Here is an 18,749-nt window from a genome sequence, read left to right as displayed (position 1 = left end):
GTCACACCTCCTGCGTCTCGATGGCCCAGTGCAGCAGTGCCAGGGCATCGGCTTCGTTGTCGTCCTTGGGGTCGTGACCACGTGACCGTGCGGCTGCGATCATCTCGTCCTTGCCGGCATTGCCTTTACCGGTCGCGTGCTTCTTGATCGTGCCGACTGGCACGCCCTGATAGGGGATGTTCTGGTGCTCGCACCAGGCAGTGAGGTGGCCCATGAACCCGCCGTAGGCGTGCGCGGCATCGACGCCTGCGTGACGCCGTACCTCTTCGAAGTACACCGCGTTGATGGAATGGCTGGCCGACAGCAGTTCGTTGAGCCAGCGCTTGAAGCGCAGGAAGCGCATACCGCCGCCCTCGAAGCGCTGCGGCTTGAAGCATTGTGTGCCGCTGATGATGCTGCCGTCCAAGTGGTGCAGCGCCCACCCGGTATTCGTGCCCAGATCGAGGGCCAGGATCGTCGTGTTCATGTGTTCAGTCCTTTCTTGCTCTGGGTCTGACGCAGCCGACACGGTTTGTCGAAACATTCCATGAGGCGCGCACGCGCACACGTGTGGCGAGTTACGTGAAAGAGCGTCGGCTGCGTCAGGCAGATGGTTTTTCATGAGCGTCAGTTGTCGGCGTAAGGGGTGTAGGCGGGCGCTGGCGGGTTCTTGAGGCCGATCCCCTGAAATCCCCGCACACCCATGCTGTTGCGCCACTTCTCGATTCCGCGTGTGATGAGCAGATCGGAAAAACGCCGCTGCGACCCGATGAATTCGCCCGCCGCTTCCGCCCATTGCTTCCAGTCGGTGAACAGTTCGGCGGTCAGCGACTTGGCGTTGGGCTCACGCACACAGCTTTCCTCCAGCCAGCGGCCCAAAGCATCCTCGGCTTCGAAATACTCCTCGGTTGCTTCCACCACCCGCTGAGGAGGGTCGAGCCGTCCCAGGCGTTGCCAGTCGAGGCAGCCCTGCACGGCCCAGGCCAGGATGCCGTCACGCTCGGCCAGCAATTTCTGCTGCAGATGTTTATCGCGGCGCTCGGGCGGCACGGTGATCGTGAACGGGATCAGGTGCAGTCGCCGCTTCATCGCCTCGTCGATGTTGCGAATCGCGGGCTTGTGGTTGCCGGCCACAAACAGCTTGAACTGTGGGAAGAACTCGAAGAAGTCCTGGCGCATGAAGCGCGCGGAGATCTTGTCTCCACCGGTCAGGTTTTTGACCTTCGATTCGGCCCAGCGTCGCCCCTGTTCAGTTTCGATGGCCGCCACGAAGCGTGCACCGCGTAGGCCAGCCATATCGGTCGGATGCCGGTCGGTGCGCGTTTCCATGAAGGTATCCATCGGCGCGTTGGTGGCGTAGTCGCCAAGGATGGTGGCCAACGTGTTCACGAACACCGACTTGCCATTCGCACCCGTGCCGTACAGGAAAAACAGTGCATGCTCGCGCGTCGAGCCGGTCAGTGCGTAACCGACCATTCGCTGCAAGTAGCTCTGCAACTCCATATCGCCACCCGTGACCTCGTCGAGGAACTGACGCCAGGTCGGACAGTCCCCTCCGGGCGTGGCCGTGGTGATTTTCGTCATCCGGTCAGCACGGTCATGGGGACGCTGGCGTCCGGTCTTGAGATCGACCACGCCCCCCGGGGTGTTGAGCAGCCACGGATCGGCATCCCACTCTTCGGTGGTGGCGGCATGCCTGCGATCCGCCCGTGCCAGCCGTTCCACGCCGCCGACCGTGCTCGAACTCGCGAGCTTGGCGGCCACCTTGGGATTCTCGGCACGCACGGCGGCATGCCGGCAAACGCTGCGGATCAGATCAGTGGCGGCCAGTGTGTCTTCGGTGCGCCAGCGATTGCCGTCCCACACCAGCCAGCGGCCCCAGGTCGCCACGTATCGCCAGTCGCGGTGGTAGCGCCGAGTGAAGGCCAGGGCCAGTGCATCCTCTGTGCCCCATACCGACTCGTCGCTGCTGGCTACCGGCTCGGCATCAACCGTAACGTCGTGCATCTGCAGACGTGGGCCATGAGCGAGAAATGCCGCAACGTCAAAGCCCTCGGCGATGGCGTCAGCCGCATCCCACCCTTCAGCCGCTTCCTCTGGCGGGTACAGGATGTGGCAGGTTTTCGCGCCCGCCGACAGGATGGCCTGCGCTGCCTGCGTCGCATAGTCCCAGCCCGGCTTGTCGCGGTCAGGCCAGATCAGTACGGACTTGCCGGCTAACGGCGACCAGTCGGTTTTCTCCACCGGGGCATTCGCGCCGTGCATCGCCGTCGTGGCAGTGACGCCCGTATCGATGAGCGCCTGCGCGCATTTCTCGCCCTCGACCAGTATCACCTGGCTGGCCAATGCCAAGCCGGGCTGATGGTAGAGCGGGCGCGGCTCGGGTGGCGTCATCTTTCGGCGTTTGGCGTCCCACGGACGAAACTCCTTCTTCCGTCCGGGTGGGTCGTAGCGGTAGACCACCGCGATCAGATTTCCGGCCGCGTCGAAGTAGTCCCACTTCGCGGTGGCCGGGCCGAGGTCATCGACGGGTGGCTCCTTCTTGGCCTTGCGGGAGGTCGTCGACGGTGCTTGCCCAAGCAGATCTGCCGCGTGCTGAAGCACACGCGGAAAATCCGTCTGCACATTGGCACCCAAGTGGGCAGCGATGAGATCGAAGATGTCACCGCCATCCCCGGTCGCACGATCGGTCCACAGCCCGGCCTTCTCACCATCGAGAACGACCTCGAGGCTATCGCCTGGGCTGCCAAGCACATCGCCGATGAGGAATTTCCCTTTGCGCTTCTTGCCCGCAGGGAACAGTGTGGCCAGGACCGATTCCAGTCGAGCGACGAGATCGGTCCTTAACGACTCTCGTGTCACTCCGCTGTCCTGTGGCAACTCAACATGGGCTTCGTTGAAATCAAGCATTCGACGCGCCCCCCTGTGCCAGCATCCAAGCTTCCAACTCCTGCAATTTGAAGCGCACGAGCTCGCCGACCCGGTAATGCGGTATGCCAAGCCGCTGACGCTCCTTGGGATGAGTGAGCAAGTACATCGGCAGATTCAGGCAATGGGCGGCCTCGCTTGCATCAACTAAGCGCTCGCCAAGTACATCGGTGATGGACGAAGGGTTCATGGTGTATTCCTCCAGCACCGGTCCTGCCATGCGCACATCCGGCACTCAAAGTGGGTGGATTCGAGAAAGCTGCGTGGCAGCAACTCTCCGGCATCCGTGGCCGAAATAATCCTCAGCGCTCGGTCGGACATGCGCTGGGCCAGTGCAGCATCGAACGGCACCAGTTCGGTGTAGATCTCCATGGTGTCGGCATTGATCGCCGTGAAGATTGCCGGCTGTTCATGCAACTCCAGATAGGCCTGGTAGATCGCTACCTGCGCGGCATAGATCGGTTTGGCCACGGCCAGCCGGTTTTTCTCCAGGTCACGCCACGACTTCGATCCGAGGCACTTGCACTCCCATAGAGATGGGTAAGCAAAGCCCTCGGGGCCATCGACTATGACGCCGTCGATGTGCCCCTGCAGGCGTCCGCCGACCGCCGAGAAACCGAACTGATCGCCACTGGGTTTACGGGTGCGCAGATCGAACCCGGCTGCCCGCAACCACTCGACCATGCAGTCCTCCATGACATGGCCACGCTCGAAGATGCGTAACAAGCGCCCATCGGTTTCTCGACCGTGATCGACCGGCGCCTTAGCAAACTCGTACTGCAGGGCACGTTCGCATGACGTCCCGAGGCGCGAAGCACCCAGGTACTCACGCTGCACCTCAGTGGAGCGCACGCGCTGCATTCCGGCATCGACCAGTGCGGCGATCTGTCCAGAAATGCTGGAAGAGGAGTTGAAGTCCATCATGACTTGCCTCCCTTCCCGTCTTCCCAAGGCAGGTCATCCTCCAGATCGGCGAACGGACTCGCCAGCGGATCGCGGGTAGGCGCCATGCCCCGCACCGGTGGGAATTTGGTCGCCTCGTGGTGCACGACCATCGCATCGGTGTAGCAGGTCACGATGGCATCGATCACGCGCAGCGCCTCGGCCTCGGAGTAGTTGCCGAGCGGCTTGGTGAACCCGATCGCGCCGGCTGCCTCGCCGAACGCTTTGAGACAACTGCGCATGGCTGCCAGCTCGACATCAGACGGATCGATCATGACGACCTCCCTGATGCCCTTGCCGCCATCCTTGACGCGCAGCCAGTTGCCATACAGTGCGTGAAACGCGTCCTGGCAGCGTCGGGAGCAGAACACCCAGTCGATGGGGTAGCGCCGAGGGTTGCCGATGCGATGCCGGCTGTCGGAATAGCCGAATCCCCTGGCCTGGCGCTTGCAGACCCAACACTTTCCGCTCATACATGACCGCCTCCCGGCTGCGATCCACGCCGGGCACGGACGACATGCTCAGAGCAGAAGGCATCCAACTCGACGTAGTCGTTCCGAATGGCGGTCGTGCCGATGCGCACACCCTTCGGATGGCGGCAGCGAGCGATACGCAAGCCGCCAATATCGCTGGCACTTGTTGGGTCGAGATGATGGCAATTGCCACAACGTTTTCCGTTCATGCCCACGCTCCTACTGTGCCCAGGCTGGCTTGCCAGTGGCAGCCGGACGCTGAGGAGTCGCATGGGGCGGAGTCGCCTGCGCTGGCGTAGCGGAACTGCCTCCGGTCGGCACCTTGGGCGCCATTCCCATCAGCGCCGCGTAGTCCTTGTGATCGGGTTCGACGGCCAGCTTGACCACGTTGCGGTTCTCGCCCTTGGCGTCCTTCTCGACATCCACGCGGGCCAGAAACTCGATGCCATCCAAGTCGGCGAAGCCGTTGATGCGCCGGGCAGTGGCGGCTTGGGGTGAGTTGTCCTGAGGCGAGACATTGCGAGCGGAATTGAGGATGCCGCGAATCATGCTGCGGCCCATCTGACCCCAGGCTGGCCCTTTCCGGGATTGCAGGCCGATGTTCGACCACATCTTGCGTTTGGCAAACGGGCCTTCCAGCACGACGAATTCGCAGGCGAGGTAGACGCTGCCGGTGTCGAAGCTCTCTGTGGCATAACCCCCGGTCCAACCCTGGGCAGGATCGTCGTGACCACCCGGCTTGATCGTCATGCGCACCTTGACGAGCGCGCCCTTGGGGATGAGATCGAAACCCTGTTGCTGTTCTGCATCGTTGAAGTCCTGCCAGGTGTTCTGGTTCATGTGTTTCTCCTTGAATTGGGTAAATGCGATGGATTGGCCTGCGGCCTCAGTTGCTCTGGGTGCCGAGGCATTTCTGGATGAGCTTGCCGAGATCCGGCTCCTCGATAGCGTCGAGGCGGCCACTACGGTCCTTGCTCGGGTAGCCGAAGGTGTTGTCGGCGCGGGTGACAAACCCCCGGTAGGTCGTGCCGTCGTCGGCCTTGAGAATGGCCAGGGTCACGACCTCATCAAGGACACCCGGTAACTCCAATGCGGTTTTGCTGCCTTCCAGTTGCAGCTGGTAGTAGCGCCGGTTGAAGTCATCGGTCTTCTCCTCGAGGATGGCGACGTAGATGACGTGCTTGTCCCGGACGTGTTGCAGGTGCGTGAGCGCCGTGATCATTTCCTGGCCCAGCAGGCCGTAAGCGCCCCGACTATCCGGTTTGCCGTTCTTCTCGCTGAAGGCCTGCGGCTGGGTCTTGCACCAGGCGAAGCACAGGCGCGAGAGCACGGTCAGGCTGTCGACGAAGTAGGTGTCGTATTTGGCCAGCTGTGCCGGGTCGCCATACCGGGTGCAGACATGCTCGAAGTGGGCCTGCGAGAACGACTGTTCGGCGGTGGCGGTCGGCATCGGGCCGGCGAGGAACACCACGAGGTCGCGGAACTCTTGCCAAGTGCGCGGCCGCACGGTGTCACCCGGCCAGTCGCGCACCGAGAGATCGCCAGCCTCGAGATCGACGAACAGCGTGGAATCGGCAGGTAGGGTCTTGAGTTGTGTGGTCTTGCCGACACCGGGAAAGCCGACCAGGCCGACCTTGGCGCTATGCCGCTCGCGCATCCGTTCGTCGGCTGAAATAATGGGTAGAGACATTACGCGGCCTCCTTGAGCAGATCGGCGACTTCAGGCCGCCAGAGGATTTGGTAGCCGGAATGCCCGTTGCGGGAGTACGGCAAGGCTTCGCCCCATGCCTGGCCGGTATCGGTCAGTTCCCACTCGTCGCGGTCGTTGCGATTCTGGAAACCCAGGCCCGCCAGCCGGAGGTTGACCGCCCTGGCCGACAGACCGATTTGCTCACCGAGCTTTGTCGGGTTCACTGCTGCCAGAGGATCGTTGCAGGCGGGCAGCGCCAGACGCATCGTCTCCACCGACAGGCCAGTGTTCTCCTGGATACAGGTGAGCGTCGCTGCCATGGCGATGCCTTGCTTGACGCCGGGCACCTTCGCCACTGCTTCGCCGATCATCAGGATGGCGGTGACGCGGTCCTGAGTCGGCGCCGGCAGTGCGGCCACGGAGCCGGGCACCGCATAGGAACCGGTCTTGCGGACCGAGGGCAGCACCTCGTGTGTCACCCAGCGCTTGAAGCGCTTGGCCTCGGGCTTGCGGCTGCCGAGCACCAGGTTGAAGAGACCGGACTCGTTGACCACGGTCATCTCCTGCTGCCCGCCAGGGGTGTGAATTGAACTCACACCCTTCTCGTCGTCGTCCAGGCGCTCCAGCGCCTTACGATCGAGGTTCAGGGTGGAGAGCAGGTCGGCGGCGACGAACATCGGCTCGCCGTCCTGGCCGAGGACGACACGCACGTCATGCGACTCGAAGTCGAAGGCGACGATCTGGTTCATTTCGTCACCTCCACGGCGATCACGCCCACCGTGTCCGAGCCGAGGCAGCCATTCTCACGGGCCAGGGTGTAGAGGCTGTCGAGCGCACTGCGGCGACGGTGGATGCTCGCGCTCTCGGCATTGAGGGTCTGGATGGCGAAGGCCACTTCATCCAGGGTGGCGTCGAGCAGTGGCTTCTCCACCAGATTGCCGTAGCGGTCCTGATAACGGATCGCGGCGGTCAGGTGTTCGCCGGTATAGGCGCCGAGCTTGGCTTGCAGGGATTGATGCAGGGTCGAGGTTTTCATTCGTGATGCTCCTGGACGAGGGCAATCCGATAGCTGGTCTTGCCGGGTTTGACGGTACGGGCCTTGGCGAACGTCTCCTTGAGGGTCGAAGGCCAGGCGTTGAAGCGGGTCTCGGGAATCGAGTAGTCGGTATCGATGTAGTCACCGACCTTGTCGCCAGCAGCGGCGATGCGCTGGGCGATTTCGGCCAGCTGCGGCTGATCCCAGACGACCTTCTTGGGCACGTCGACCGTGATGCGCAGTGGGCCATCGGAGAGATGGCAGACGCCGAAGTCCTTGCCGGATGCCTGCCTGACTGCCACGGCCTGCTCGGCATAACGTTGGTCGAGCGCAGCATGGAAGCGATCGAGCACGCCCTTGACCAAAGACTGCAGGGTCAGCAGATTGGTGTGTGCCTCTTGCAGTTGTTCCGGCGGCAGCGCGGCGATCTGAGCAATGCTCATTTCGGCCAACGGCATGGCCTGCTCGATGTCGACAGGTGAAGTGTGGGAAGTCATCATGCTTGCCCTCCTGACTTCGCCACGCGCTCGGAGGTCGAGTCGTGCAGCGCGCTATATTCGAAGTCGATGACGGCTTCGAGGGGATAGCTGACTCTCTTCGACAACTTGAGGTAGCGAGGTCCGCGACCTTCACTGCGCCAGCGCTGCAAAGTTTTGGGGCTGACCCCCCAACGCTGTGCAAGCTCGTTTTCGTTCAGGACCCGGCGGTCGCCAGGTGCCAGGCTGTTGATCGCCGGGTGGGGCGATCGAGGGGTGTTGCTGACTGGTGTCGGCATGTAAGCCTCCTATGACGTTGATGAGGAATTGCAGGCCTCATTTCAGTCGTCGGGTGGCGAACATAAGAGGGACGGAATGGCGAACCACGAGGAAACTTCTAGTTCGCCATTGCTCGGGGCGCAGAAGCAGAAACGGCGAGCGCAGGGCTCGCCGTCGTGGCAGGTGTATCGGCGTCAGTGGTTCAGTTCGCGAACCCCAGCGCTTTGCGTTGCTCGCCCCAATCACGTGGCAGTTGGTCACGGCGACCGCGCAAGGTATGAAGATTCAGGTCACGGGGCTGGCGACCGTCGAGAACGGACTCGATGATGTCCGGCGCCAGCGTCGTCAAGCGCAATACTTCTGCCACCCAACCAGGCTCGAGCTTCAACGATCGGGCCAGGTCATTCGCGGTGGGATAGCGCCCATCGTCGAGCAATCGCTGCCAGTAGAAAGCTTTGCCCAACATCCTGATCATCGGCAGATCGTGGCCACCGGTACCCAGCACCGAGTCGTCGCCGGCCGGCGGAATCATGACCTTGCGATTCTGTTTGCGACGGATGGTCAGCGGCACCACCGTTACCCGCTGTTGGCCGGTGGTGTAGTTGCGGGCATCGCCGCCGATGTCGATACGAACCATCCGCAGCCGAGGATTGTCAGCCTTCGTGGCCGGTTTAGTTGGTTGCCTCATGCGAACGCCTCCTCGGTGGATTCCTTCATCTCCTCGACCAAGGGGTGTGAGGCAATGTCAGCCCCCAGCCCGAGCCAACCATCCTCGCGCCAAAGAATGTCCAGTCCTTGCCCGTGTAGTTGGATGCGCTCGATCAGCAGTTGAGTGATGCGCTGCTGCTCGATCGGAAAGAGTTGCTCCCACACGGCGCCGATGCGTTGCATGGCAATCACCACATGCGCTTCATCGAGATCGGCGCCCGCAGCATGCCTCTGGCAGGAACGCCATGTGGCCACCAAAATCTCTGGTGAGCGCAGGGCCATGTGAATCTGCCCCAGAACAGCAGCCTCGATCTCGGCTGCGGGCAGTGCACCTACATCCGTAGCCCCTGGTTGCAGCGTGGCTCCGGCATTTCGCCGCTTGTGCAGGTAGGGTACGTAATAGCGATAGATCCGTCCGTTTTTCTTTTTGGTGAAATGGTGAATCATGCGCTGCCCATCAGGTGCAAACAGCAGACCCGCCAGCAGTGCCGGGTGTTCGGTGCGATGCTCGCGCGGGCCCTGCTTCCGCCGTTCGATGAAAGCGTGGGCGGCATTCCAGAGTTCTGGAGAAACGATCGCTTGGTGCTGCCCCGGATAACTCTCGCCCTTGTGCACCATCTCGCCAAGGTAGATGCGGTTACGCAGCATGGCGAACAAGTATTGCTGATCGATCGGGCGCCCTGGCCGATGCAGACCACCCTGCGTGACCCAAGACTTCGTGGTCTGGCCTTCGATGGCAAACTCACGGACAAGCTGCGCCGCAGAACCATGCTCGGCATACCGACAGAAGATGCCGCGCACCAGATCGGCTTCGGCGGCATTGACGACCAGTTTGCGATCGACGACGTCGTACCCGAGTGGCGGCATGCCACCCATCCACATCCCCCTGGCCTTGCTGGCAGCTATCTTGTCGCGGATGCGCTCACCAGTGACCTCGCGCTCGAACTGGGCGAATGACAGCAGGATGTTGAGTGTGAGCCGCCCCATGGAGGTGGTGGTATTGAACTGCTGGGTGACAGAGACGAACGACACCCCGTTGCGATCGAACACATCGACCAGTTTGGCAAAATCCGACAAGGCCCGGGTTAAGCGATCGATTTTGTACACCACGACAATATCGACCTCGCCGGCCTCGATATCGGCCATGAGGCGTTTGAGGCCGGGACGATCCAAGTTGCCACCGGAGTAGCCACCGTCGTCATAGCCATCACCAACAGCAACCCAACCTTCGTGGCGTTGGCTGGCGACAAATGCCAAGCCGGCATCCCGCTGCGCTTCAAGACTGTTGTACTCCTGGTCCAGTCCTTCGTCGGTGGATTTGCGCGTATAGATGGCGCAGCGTTTTTTGGGGACGATAGGCTGCGAAGGCGTCGCCATGGTGCGGTTCGCTCTCATGGTGCCTCCTGTTTGCTGCGCGTCTTGAGTCCGAAAAATAACGGGCCTGACCATGGACATCCTGTGATTACCTTGGCCACCGCCGTCAGGCTCGTGAAACGCTGCCCCCGGTATTCGAAGTCGCGCACGCCGCGCACCAGAACATGGTGTTCGACATCATCATAGATGCGCGTCAGGATGGTTCCCGGCAGGAGGCGATCAGCTTCGCGCTGAAGATTCTTGGGCAGCACTCCGGTCTCGCCGATGCTCTCCAGTTTGCGCCGTACCGATACCTTGAGTCCGCCGAAAGCCCGCTCCTGTAGCTTGTAAGCCAGTCGGCTCTCCAGCCAGGTACGGTGATGGTGATTCGGTCGCTGATCGAAATGCTCGTCCCACAATGCCCAGATGCTGTCCATGGGCAGCAGGGGAAGTTGAGCGATTCGAGCCGAGACCGTTGCTGTATCGGGCAGTGGTGCGTGTGTCGTCATGGGCGAACTCCTTCTTGCTGATTGGGGTTCGCATTCACGCGCTGTGGGTGGGAGAAGCCAAGGCAAACCGGCTCTCTACGACCAGATTTATCTGGATCGTCTGACGCTGATTTTTTGGTGCGCAGTCGCAACAATGCGGCAGAGAGCAAGTCGGCGATTTCTTCGTGCGCGTGTCGGGGGCTTGGGGTTCCCCGGTCGATGGAGATGAGTTCGATGTCGTGCATGATGGCGAGCGCTCCATGAGGTAACGCTGCTCATGCTATTTACGAAGGCGACTCCGGGTAACGCGTTTTAGCGGAAATCAGCGCGTTGGTGGTAGCCACGCTCCCTGCTTCGACCAGACGACATAGCGCCTGTATCGCTCCCTTCATCGATTCCGGACGAGTATTCCCAAATCCCATCAGCAGCCCCGGTTGTGTCGTTCGGGCGGCATCGACAAAATATCCCGAGAGGGGCATCACGCCAATCTGCCGCGTCCGCGCGGCGGCCGCCAGCGCCTGATCGTTGCAACAGTAAGGCAACTCGGTGACCATGTGTAGCCCGGTTGAAGCTGTCGGCATGGTCAGCCACCCGCTGCCTTCCGAATTGATCGCGGACAGCAACGCGGCGCGCCGTTCGGCGTAGATCGCCTTGGAGCGCCGAATATGCGCGCCCAGATGACCATTGCCGATGAAGTCGGCTGCCGTGGCCTGGAGCGGCATCGGAACACGATGGTCAGTGCCATTGCGCACGGCGCATAGCGCATCGATCAAGTTGTCGGGAGCGACCAGGAAGCCCAGCCTCAAACCGGGGGCAAGCAGCTTGCTGAGCGTGCCGATGTAAATCACGCGTCCGTTGTCGCCATCAAGCGCCTTGAGCGCGGGTGTCGGCGCGCATTCATAGCGAAATTCGCTGTCGTAATCGTCTTCGAGGATGAATGCGCTGGCCTCGTTGGCCCATTGCAGCAACGCGAGACGGCGTGCCAGACTCATGGTGACGCCCAGCGGGTATTGATGCGATGGAGACACCATGGCGAGTCGTGCGTCGGGAGCGCGATTCCGTCCATCGTCAACATCCAGCCCTTCGGCATCGACACCGATACCCACCGCAGCCACCCCGGCAAGAATCAGGCTACGGTAAGCGGCATCGTATCCGGGGTCTTCGACCCAGACGCGATCGCCCATATCGGTCAGCGCCAGCGTTGCGATTGAAACCCCCGCTTGCGCACCGGGCGCGATGATGATCTGGTGCGCATTGCAGACAACACCACGCGCGGCGCCCAGATACTCTGCCAAGGCCTCGCGCAACGGCAGAAAGCCCTGAGGATCGCCGTAAGAGAGATCGGGAGTCGGTCGGCGACGCCAGAAGCGGCCTTCGAGGCGGCCCCAGAGCGCATAGGGGAACGCATCCAGTGCCGGCAGACCGGGCGTGAGTGGCCATGCCGCACGCGCCATCGACATTGAATCCACCCCTGCCAGACGACGCGCCCGTACCGATACTGGCGCGCGCTGTCGTTCCTGGGACGCAGGCGTAGATGAAAGTGGCTTTTGCTCGGCAATCCGTGCCGCCACATAGGTACCGGCTCCCCGTCGCGCTTCCAGAAAGCCCTCTGCGACAAGTTGCTCATAAGCCCCGGAGACGGTAATCCGCGACAAACCGAGTTCCTGCGCCAGCACGCGCGAGGCCGGCAGCCGAATACCGGGTTGCAAGGTGCCGTCGGCCACCCCTTTGCGAAAGAACCGCACCAGTTGCTCGCGCAAAGACAGCGAGTCATCAGGCGACCGCTGAAAGCGGTTCCAGATCGGATAAGCGGTGGCACGCGTCTTCATGCGGGATACCCGTTCAAAGTGGCCTTTTATATTTTGATAAGTGGATATTTCAATGAGGCCATTTTGCAGGCATTCTGTGCGCCATGCAATCCAATCACATTCAAGGACACTGCGCATGACTACCGCTTCCATCCGGCCTGCGGACCTGACGCACCCGATCATCGCGGCGCTCATCTCCGTCATCGTCAATTACGGCGGCACCTTCATCCTGGTGTTTCAGGGAGCGAAGGTGGCGGGGCTCAGTCCCGAGCAAACGGCTTCGTGGATATGGTCGATTTCGATTGGCGTCGGCTTGACCGGCGCCTGGCTGAGTTTCCGCTATCGCGAGCCGATCATCACCGCTTGGTCCACGCCGGGCGCGGCCTTCCTCATTGCCGTGCTGCCGAATACGCCCTACGCGGAAATGATCGGCGCCTACATGTTGTCCGCCATCGGCTTCATCGTGCTGGGAGCGTCGGGCTATTTCGAGCGGGTCGTGAAAATGATTCCGCCCGGTATTGCCGCCGGGCTGCTCGCCGGCATTCTGCTGCGCTTCGGTATCGGCGCCTTTGGCGGCGCGGGCATGGACCCTTTGCTCGTCGGCGCGTTGATACTCACCTATGCCTTGCTGCGGCGGTTCACCGCGCGCTACGCGATTGTCGGCGTGCTGATCGCCGGCATTGCGCTCCTGCTTGGGATGGGACAGGTCAGCTTCGAAAGCGTGGCGCTGGAACTGGCCATGCCGGTCTTCACGCCCCCCGCCTTCTCGATGGCCGCGCTGCTCAGTGTCGCCTTCCCTCTGTTCGTCATCACGCTGACCGGACAGTACATGCCGGGCATGCTGGTGCTGCGCAACGACGGCTTCAAGACCAGCGCCAATCCAATCCTCACCGTGACGGGCTTCGGCTCGCTGTTGATGGCGCCATTCGGCTCGCATGCGTTCAACGTCGCGGCGATTACGGCGGCGATCTGCACCGGCAAGGAATCGCACGAAGATACCCAAAAGCGATATATCGCCGGCCTTGCCTGCGGGGTGTTTTACATCCTCGTTGGCGTCTTTGGCACGACGCTGGCGGCCTTGTTCGTGGTGCTGCCGCCGACCTTTATCACCACGCTGGCCGGTCTAGCTTTGCTCGGTGCGATTGGCGGCAGCCTTGCCACGGCACTGGTCGATCTGCGCGGCCGCGAAACGGCGCTGATCACCTTCCTCGCAACGGCGGCCAATATCACGCTGTTCGGACTGGGCGGTGCGTTCTGGGGACTGGCGGCAGGTCTGGTAGCGCACGGACTGATCCATGGTGACTTTCGCCTGTCGCGGTGGTTTCCGCGCTTGAGTCGCTCCGGTGTAGGGGGTGGACGATAGGCCCGGACACGCAATCACATCAGACCCATTATTAGCTACCCACACAGGAGAAAGTATCTTGAACCAGCAAGCCGACATCCAGCATTCCATGGCCCCACCAGCGGCAAATACATTCCGCGCCCATGCATCAGGGCCGCTGACCGAGGCTGATCCGGACGTGGCATGTCACGTCCTGCGCGAGCACGAGCGGCAGCGGCACTCGATCGAGTTGATTGCATCGGAGAATTTCGTAAGCCGTGCCGTGCTCGAAATACAGGGATCGGTACTAACCAACAAATATGCCGAGGGGTATCCCGGCCGACGCTACTACGGCGGCTGCACGCATGTCGATGCGATTGAAATACTGGCCATCGAACGCGCCAAGGCACTGTTCGGCTGTACCTATGCCAACGTGCAGCCCCACTCGGGCAGTCAGGCCAATCAGGCGGTCTATCTCGCCCTGCTGAAGCCGGGCGACACTATCCTGGGCTTGGGATTGGCGGCCGGCGGGCATTTGACGCATGGTGCGCCAATGAACATCTCGGGCAAATGGTTTCACGCCATCGCCTACGGCGTGCGACCGGACGACCATCGTGTCGACATGAAGGAGGTGGAACGACTCGCGCGCGAACATCACCCCAAGCTCATCATCGCCGGCGGCTCAGCATACTCGCGGATACTCGATTTCGCCGAATTTCGGCGTATCGCCGACGCGGTCGGCGCGCTACTGATGATCGACATGGCGCACTTCGCAGGCTTGGTCGCAGGTGGTGCCCATCCGTCGCCGTTCCCCCACGCCCATGTCGTGACGTCAACCACGCACAAGACGCTCCGTGGCCCTCGCGGCGGACTCATCCTCAGCAACGACCCCGAACTCGGCAAGGTCATCAATTCGGCCATTTTTCCGGGACTGCAAGGCGGGCCGCTCATGCATGTGATTGGCGCCAAGGCCGTTGCCTTCGGCGAGGCCTTGCAGCCTTCCTTTCGATCCTACGCCGCCCGTGTTGTCGAAAATGCCCAAGCGCTGGCCGAAACCCTCGCCGCAGACGGACTGCCGATTGTCACCGGCGGCACGGATACTCATTTGTTGGTGGCTGACCTCCGCCCGTTCAAACTCACCGGTAACGTTGCAGAGAAAGCTCTCGAACGTGTCGGCATCACGCTCAACAAGAATGCCATTCCTAATGACCCTGAAAAACCTATGGTCACTTCAGGCATCCGCGTCGGGAGCCCATCCGGGACAAGTCGTGGATTCAGCACTGCCGAATTCCGTGCCATCGGTTCGATGATCATGTGCATGCTTCAAGCTGTTTCGGAAAATCCAGCGCACCCCAACGAACTGGTTGTACAAGCGGTGACAGATCAGGTGGGCGGTCTCTGCCAACGATTTCCATTGCCGTACTGATGCTTGTGTGTTGATTTCCGCAACATCTAAAGCATGGTATTCAGTCTACCTATTACCGAACCAGTACTAACCAGTCGAGATGAACTGGTCGTAGCTATCGAAACTTTCCTCGTCTTGCCACGACCGATCCCATGATCGCGGCTCGGCGTTTTCGAGCAGGAGCAGCGTGAGGATGCGATCACGTGCGCTGTAGCTGTGTTTGAACTCCCACAGCTTCATATGGGCTGTCTCTTCCGGGCACCAGATCGCGGCGGACATTTCTGTGCCATCCCATTCCTGATCGATGCTGGCATCAGCTGCCAGCGTGCCCGGCAATGGCTCCTGTGGATCACCATTGCGCCGGATGCGCGCCCGCGTCCTGACGGCACTGTTACTGCGCCATTCGTACTTCACGAAGCCATTGTCCCAATAGACGAGGATCGCACGCTGCTTGGTGAACTTGATAAAGCGGATGCACAACGCCTCGAACGATACCTGGAAGCGCTTGGCGATGGCACTGAGAATATGTAGATCGATGCGCTGGTCCGAAATCCACTCACGCAGCAGATCGCCAGGCATCAGCAGGTTGCCGGCGAACTCGTCGGCTTCGCGCTCAATCTGGCGAAGGCCATCAATGCCGGTGTGAACGCTCTGGCTGTCGCAGTTGAAACTCTTCTGCTGACTGCGATGCAAGATGAAGTGGCCCAATTCATGGGCAATGGTGAAGCGTTGCCGCTCACGTCGAGCCTTGCCGTTGTAGGCAATGCCCCAGACAGCGTAGTCATCGGGATCGCGGGCCAGCACCCCTTCGAAGGCATCACCATTGATTTCCACTGGCGGCCTGATCTCCCGAACGCCCACGCCATAGGGTGTGGACGGCAGCATCTGCCGGACGATTTCCAAATCGATGGCGTCGGGCATGCCCTCGCTGTACCACGCCCGCAGCCACTTAATGACATGGCTGGAGGCAATGGAACCCGTCAGGGCTTGCGCTGCGCTCAATCCTCAGTCCCCGCTCTTGCGCGAAAACATCATCTTGAGAACGTCTTGATAGTGCTTTTTCTCTTCTTCTGACATCCCTGCGTACTCACGGAAGAAGGCCACATCCTCAAGGCTGGCTTCGGGAACCTCCTGGACTGGCTCCCCCATGATGTCCTCCATCGTCACGCCCAGCAGCTTGGCCAGTGCCTGAACCCGTTCGGCGGACGGGCGTTGGCCGTCCTTCATTTCCAGTTCCCAGATGTACGCCTTGGTACATCCGACCGCGTCGGCGACCTGCTGCAGAGTCAATTTCTTTGCCTCGCGCAAACGCCGCAGGCGTACTCCTAACGCCGAAGCCATGGCGATGCTCCTTAAGTTGAAAGACAGTCAGTGAATGAAATCAAGGACGATAGTATAGCCACGTGATACATGAAAGGTCTAGATGTGCTTATTTGATTGACAAGCGGAAATCTGCGGTTCAGAATCGCGCCTGTATCTCGCAGCTTTACTTATACGAGATGTGTGTTCAGTAACCATGTCGCTGGCCAGTGCATTCCGAACATCGGTCGCAGACCTCCGACGCCGATCCAGAAAGGACGAACAAGATGAAGAAGACCTTTGTCGACGTGATGCTCGAGCTGCCGGTGGACGCCACGCTACGCGACTTCCTGACCTCCCACGGCCTGCCAGTGCCTGATGGTTTTGCATGGGACGATACGCCAGAGACCAGTCAGTCCTTGGTCGAGGCGGTCAAAATCTGGCCCGACACCGACGCACGCGACCGGATGACTGCCAACCTCCTGGCCAGCGTCCAGTTGGGCGATGCGGCGGGCAAGCAGGCAATGTTCGAGGCGGTTGTGGCAGACGGTGCCGCACTGGCGGGGCTGACGCTGTGCCAGAGCGACATTCACCGCTCGTTCTGGCTCTACGTCCACCATCCGGCACTATTCGACCGTGCCTACGATTTCAGCTTCTGGGAAAACCACGGGCCTCAGACCCAGCAATACGACTTGGGCCTGAAACGTCAGCCAATCATGGCAGACAGTGCGCTGGTTGCGCTGCGCCAGGCAATCTCGGCCTTCTACAAGCGCGAACTGCAATGCGGCGACGGCAGCGAGGCGCACTTGGTCGAGCGCAGTCCGGGCGTGTTCCTGCTGTCCGTCCACATCAAGGATATGGCGATGCTACGGTTGGAATTCGAGGGCTCGACCCTGAAGCGCCGCGTCGGCAATCCCAATATCCACATGGTGCTGGAGTACGCCAAGTCCACCGGCGTAGTGCGTACTCTGGTGCGCGGCGGTGCGAAATACCAGCAGATGCTGGTCGAGGCATTCGCCGAGCATGTGCTGGGCGTCAAAGCGAACGCGCACCGGATCAAGTCGCCGACCCTGGATTTGTCGATGCTGCGCACCGGCTTCGACGTGCCTGAAGCGTTCGATGATGGGTTCTCGATGGTACAGCTCAAGGCGCTCACGCTCCTCAGCCCGGACAGCGCACTGAAGATCGACTGCACCGCGATGCAGTCCAGCCAGCAACGCTCCGTACATGAACTGTTGAAGGAGAAGCTGCCTGGCCCGCTCGAAGGCCAGTGGGCAGTGACGGCAGCACAGGTCAATCTTTACTACCCGCCCGAACCAGGAAGGACGCGTCCCAAGGTGGTCACCATCGAAGTGACCAGCAAGGGGCGTCTGAACCTGCATAAGTTCGACGCCAAGATGCAGGCGCAACTGGAGGGCTATCTGGTCGCGGTGGGTATCTTGCAGAAGGGCCAAACCTTGAGCGTGCAGGAGCCGCCTCCGGAAACGGATGTGATGAATTCGTCGTCGGTGCTGGAGGATTGATCGATGACGGGGCACGATGCCTGGGCCCTGGTCTGCCGGTTGTTCGCCGGCGGCACATCGGTGCTGCGCGCGACGCTGTCGCCGCGTGAGGCGGCCGCACTGTCGCTCCTCGGCAAGGCGATCAAACCGACGACGCTCGATCCACAGTTCGCGCTCTGCCCCCACTGCCAGCAGCATCGGGCGCAGGTTTGGGGCGACGGCCATGGCGAGCGAGTGTGCCGTTGCCCGGATTGCGGGCCGGTCACCGTCGAGGCCGACGACGTCGCGGCACTGACCCTGGACGAAGATTGGCTGCGGCAGAAAATGCGTCTCGCGCTCGGGATCGAGAGTCGCGACGGCATCGATGATCTGGGCGACGGGGTATGGCGGCTTGGCGATGCTCGCCGTTCGCCCGTGCTGTTGGCCCGCGACCTGACGCGGGTATGGCAAGAACCTGCACTGCTGGATCGGGTGCGGGTGGCCGGTGGCGACATCCGCGTGATTTCACCAAGGCCACGCACCACGCGTGGATCGCCATTCGGGATTGGCGTGGAGTGGCTGGCGCTGGAGGAACGTTTCACGTTCTACGGTGGCGGGATCTCGTTTATCGGCAGTGCATCACCATCCACGAAACCAGTAGTTGATGATCCAGCCACGCCGGTGAACGGGCCGTTCTCGGCGGACTTCAAATGGGCGACGCTGCCGAATGGAAATGGCACTCCGATCCGATTCACCGACGGTCAGGCCAAGGTGTTCGCGGCGCTGTGGTCGTTCAAAGGGGGAGCCACGACGGCGGACCGGATCATGCAACGAGCGGGGCTGGATAGCGCCAAGCCGAGCGACCTGTTCAAGATCAAGCAGAAGGACAAGGGCAAGCCAGAGCCCGAGGCGCAGCACGCGGCCTACGGTGCACTCGTGGTCACGCAGCAACGTTCAGGGCTGTACTCGATGCCGTGCGCAGCAGGTGCGTTGGCGTGATCCCTACGGCACCATGAAACCAGACATCAAGAAAGGAGATTTATGGCATAAGCCCAATACCCGATGCGCCCAGGCTCGCGCTGA

General features: G+C 61.4%; 23 protein-coding genes. 4 read left to right on the top strand and 19 right to left on the bottom strand.

What is annotated here, in order from left to right; genetic code table 11:
- Position 1 precedes the first annotated feature (1 nt).
- The 17 genes from ACFQU0_RS08420 to pdxR form a co-directional block, all read right to left on the bottom strand.
- Positions 2 to 466: a crossover junction endodeoxyribonuclease RuvC gene (locus tag ACFQU0_RS08420; RefSeq protein WP_382199727.1), complete on the bottom strand. Its 465-nt coding sequence runs from the start codon at positions 464 to 466 to the stop codon at positions 2 to 4.
- Positions 467 to 606: 140 nt separating this feature from the next.
- Positions 607 to 2,889 carry a phage/plasmid primase, P4 family gene (locus ACFQU0_RS08415; RefSeq protein ID WP_382199726.1) on the bottom strand — a complete coding sequence of 761 codons (2,283 nt, stop codon included), beginning with the start codon at positions 2,887 to 2,889 and terminating at the stop codon, positions 607 to 609.
- Positions 2,882 to 3,097, bottom strand: coding sequence for a MerR family transcriptional regulator (locus ACFQU0_RS08410; protein WP_382199725.1), 216 nt, complete (start codon positions 3,095 to 3,097; stop codon positions 2,882 to 2,884). Before ACFQU0_RS08410 ends, ACFQU0_RS08415 begins: the two co-directional genes overlap by 8 nt.
- Positions 3,094 to 3,831, bottom strand: a complete 738-nt coding sequence (locus tag ACFQU0_RS08405; RefSeq protein WP_382199724.1) for a PD-(D/E)XK nuclease family protein — start codon at positions 3,829 to 3,831, stop codon at positions 3,094 to 3,096. Before ACFQU0_RS08405 ends, ACFQU0_RS08410 begins: the two co-directional genes overlap by 4 nt.
- Entirely contained in the window at positions 3,828 to 4,322 is a 495-nt protein-coding gene (locus ACFQU0_RS08400; RefSeq protein ID WP_382199723.1) for a DUF6511 domain-containing protein, read from the bottom strand. The genes ACFQU0_RS08405 and ACFQU0_RS08400 overlap by 4 nt, the downstream gene beginning before the upstream one ends.
- Entirely contained in the window at positions 4,319 to 4,531 is a 213-nt protein-coding gene (locus tag ACFQU0_RS08395) for a hypothetical protein (RefSeq protein ID WP_382199722.1), read from the bottom strand. The genes ACFQU0_RS08400 and ACFQU0_RS08395 overlap by 4 nt, the downstream gene beginning before the upstream one ends.
- Before the next feature lie 10 nt (positions 4,532 to 4,541).
- Positions 4,542 to 5,162 (bottom strand): hypothetical protein, encoded by a 621-nt coding sequence (locus ACFQU0_RS08390; protein ID WP_382199721.1) that lies wholly within the window; start codon positions 5,160 to 5,162, stop codon positions 4,542 to 4,544.
- Positions 5,163 to 5,208: 46 nt separating this feature from the next.
- On the bottom strand, positions 5,209 to 6,012 hold the full coding sequence (locus ACFQU0_RS08385; RefSeq protein ID WP_382199720.1) for an ATP-binding protein: 804 nt from the start codon (positions 6,010 to 6,012) through the stop codon (positions 5,209 to 5,211).
- Positions 6,012 to 6,761, bottom strand: coding sequence for a BRO-N domain-containing protein (locus tag ACFQU0_RS08380; protein ID WP_382199719.1), 750 nt, complete (start codon positions 6,759 to 6,761; stop codon positions 6,012 to 6,014). The genes ACFQU0_RS08385 and ACFQU0_RS08380 overlap by 1 nt, the downstream gene beginning before the upstream one ends.
- Positions 6,758 to 7,048 (bottom strand): hypothetical protein, encoded by a 291-nt coding sequence (locus ACFQU0_RS08375; protein WP_382199718.1) that lies wholly within the window; start codon positions 7,046 to 7,048, stop codon positions 6,758 to 6,760. Before ACFQU0_RS08375 ends, ACFQU0_RS08380 begins: the two co-directional genes overlap by 4 nt.
- Positions 7,045 to 7,548 (bottom strand): hypothetical protein, encoded by a 504-nt coding sequence (locus ACFQU0_RS08370; RefSeq protein WP_382199717.1) that lies wholly within the window; start codon positions 7,546 to 7,548, stop codon positions 7,045 to 7,047. The genes ACFQU0_RS08375 and ACFQU0_RS08370 overlap by 4 nt, the downstream gene beginning before the upstream one ends.
- On the bottom strand, positions 7,545 to 7,823 hold the full coding sequence (locus tag ACFQU0_RS08365) for a helix-turn-helix transcriptional regulator (RefSeq protein ID WP_382199716.1): 279 nt from the start codon (positions 7,821 to 7,823) through the stop codon (positions 7,545 to 7,547). The genes ACFQU0_RS08370 and ACFQU0_RS08365 overlap by 4 nt, the downstream gene beginning before the upstream one ends.
- A 182-nt stretch (positions 7,824 to 8,005) precedes the next feature.
- On the bottom strand, positions 8,006 to 8,491 hold the full coding sequence (locus ACFQU0_RS08360) for a hypothetical protein (RefSeq protein ID WP_382199715.1): 486 nt from the start codon (positions 8,489 to 8,491) through the stop codon (positions 8,006 to 8,008).
- A complete protein-coding gene (locus ACFQU0_RS08355) occupies positions 8,488 to 9,906 on the bottom strand; it encodes a recombinase family protein (RefSeq protein WP_382199714.1) in 1,419 nt (472 codons plus the stop codon). The genes ACFQU0_RS08360 and ACFQU0_RS08355 overlap by 4 nt, the downstream gene beginning before the upstream one ends.
- Positions 9,903 to 10,373 carry a DUF2924 domain-containing protein gene (locus ACFQU0_RS08350; protein ID WP_382199713.1) on the bottom strand — a complete coding sequence of 157 codons (471 nt, stop codon included), beginning with the start codon at positions 10,371 to 10,373 and terminating at the stop codon, positions 9,903 to 9,905. The genes ACFQU0_RS08355 and ACFQU0_RS08350 overlap by 4 nt, the downstream gene beginning before the upstream one ends.
- Positions 10,370 to 10,597 carry a hypothetical protein gene (locus ACFQU0_RS08345; protein WP_382199712.1) on the bottom strand — a complete coding sequence of 76 codons (228 nt, stop codon included), beginning with the start codon at positions 10,595 to 10,597 and terminating at the stop codon, positions 10,370 to 10,372. The genes ACFQU0_RS08350 and ACFQU0_RS08345 overlap by 4 nt, the downstream gene beginning before the upstream one ends.
- Before the next feature lie 39 nt (positions 10,598 to 10,636).
- Positions 10,637 to 12,298 carry a MocR-like pyridoxine biosynthesis transcription factor PdxR gene (gene pdxR, locus ACFQU0_RS08340; RefSeq protein WP_382199711.1) on the bottom strand — a complete coding sequence of 554 codons (1,662 nt, stop codon included), beginning with the start codon at positions 12,296 to 12,298 and terminating at the stop codon, positions 10,637 to 10,639.
- On the opposite strand from pdxR, the gene ACFQU0_RS08335 reads away from it, so the two are divergent.
- Together ACFQU0_RS08335 and glyA are read left to right on the top strand one after the other, a co-directional pair.
- On the top strand, positions 12,297 to 13,523 hold the full coding sequence (locus ACFQU0_RS08335) for a benzoate/H(+) symporter BenE family transporter (protein WP_382199710.1): 1,227 nt from the start codon (positions 12,297 to 12,299) through the stop codon (positions 13,521 to 13,523). The two genes, pdxR and ACFQU0_RS08335, sit on opposite strands and share 2 nt — an antisense overlap.
- A gap of 88 nt (positions 13,524 to 13,611) precedes the next feature.
- Positions 13,612 to 14,907 (top strand): serine hydroxymethyltransferase, encoded by a 1,296-nt coding sequence (glyA, locus tag ACFQU0_RS08330; RefSeq protein WP_382199985.1) that lies wholly within the window; start codon positions 13,612 to 13,614, stop codon positions 14,905 to 14,907.
- A gap of 66 nt (positions 14,908 to 14,973) precedes the next feature.
- Here the strand turns inward: glyA and ACFQU0_RS08325 are convergent, their stop codons facing one another.
- Both ACFQU0_RS08325 and ACFQU0_RS08320 read right to left on the bottom strand, forming a co-directional pair.
- Positions 14,974 to 15,888 carry an ImmA/IrrE family metallo-endopeptidase gene (locus ACFQU0_RS08325; protein ID WP_382199709.1) on the bottom strand — a complete coding sequence of 305 codons (915 nt, stop codon included), beginning with the start codon at positions 15,886 to 15,888 and terminating at the stop codon, positions 14,974 to 14,976.
- A gap of 3 nt (positions 15,889 to 15,891) precedes the next feature.
- A complete protein-coding gene (locus ACFQU0_RS08320) occupies positions 15,892 to 16,227 on the bottom strand; it encodes a helix-turn-helix domain-containing protein (protein WP_382199708.1) in 336 nt (111 codons plus the stop codon).
- A gap of 245 nt (positions 16,228 to 16,472) precedes the next feature.
- Here ACFQU0_RS08320 and ACFQU0_RS08315 point away from each other — a divergent pair, with 245 nt between their 5' ends.
- Both ACFQU0_RS08315 and ACFQU0_RS08310 read left to right on the top strand, forming a co-directional pair.
- Positions 16,473 to 17,708: a hypothetical protein gene (locus ACFQU0_RS08315; RefSeq protein WP_382199707.1), complete on the top strand. Its 1,236-nt coding sequence runs from the start codon at positions 16,473 to 16,475 to the stop codon at positions 17,706 to 17,708.
- A 3-nt stretch (positions 17,709 to 17,711) separates the two neighbouring features.
- Positions 17,712 to 18,665, top strand: coding sequence for a hypothetical protein (locus ACFQU0_RS08310; RefSeq protein WP_382199706.1), 954 nt, complete (start codon positions 17,712 to 17,714; stop codon positions 18,663 to 18,665).
- Positions 18,666 to 18,749: the final 84 nt, after the last annotated feature.

This window comes from Hydrogenophaga defluvii (genome assembly GCF_042665235.1).
GTDB lineage: Bacteria > Pseudomonadota > Gammaproteobacteria > Burkholderiales > Burkholderiaceae_C > Hydrogenophaga > Hydrogenophaga defluvii_A.
Note: the sequence above shows the minus strand (reverse complement) of the source record. Positions and strands in the feature narration are given on the sequence as shown.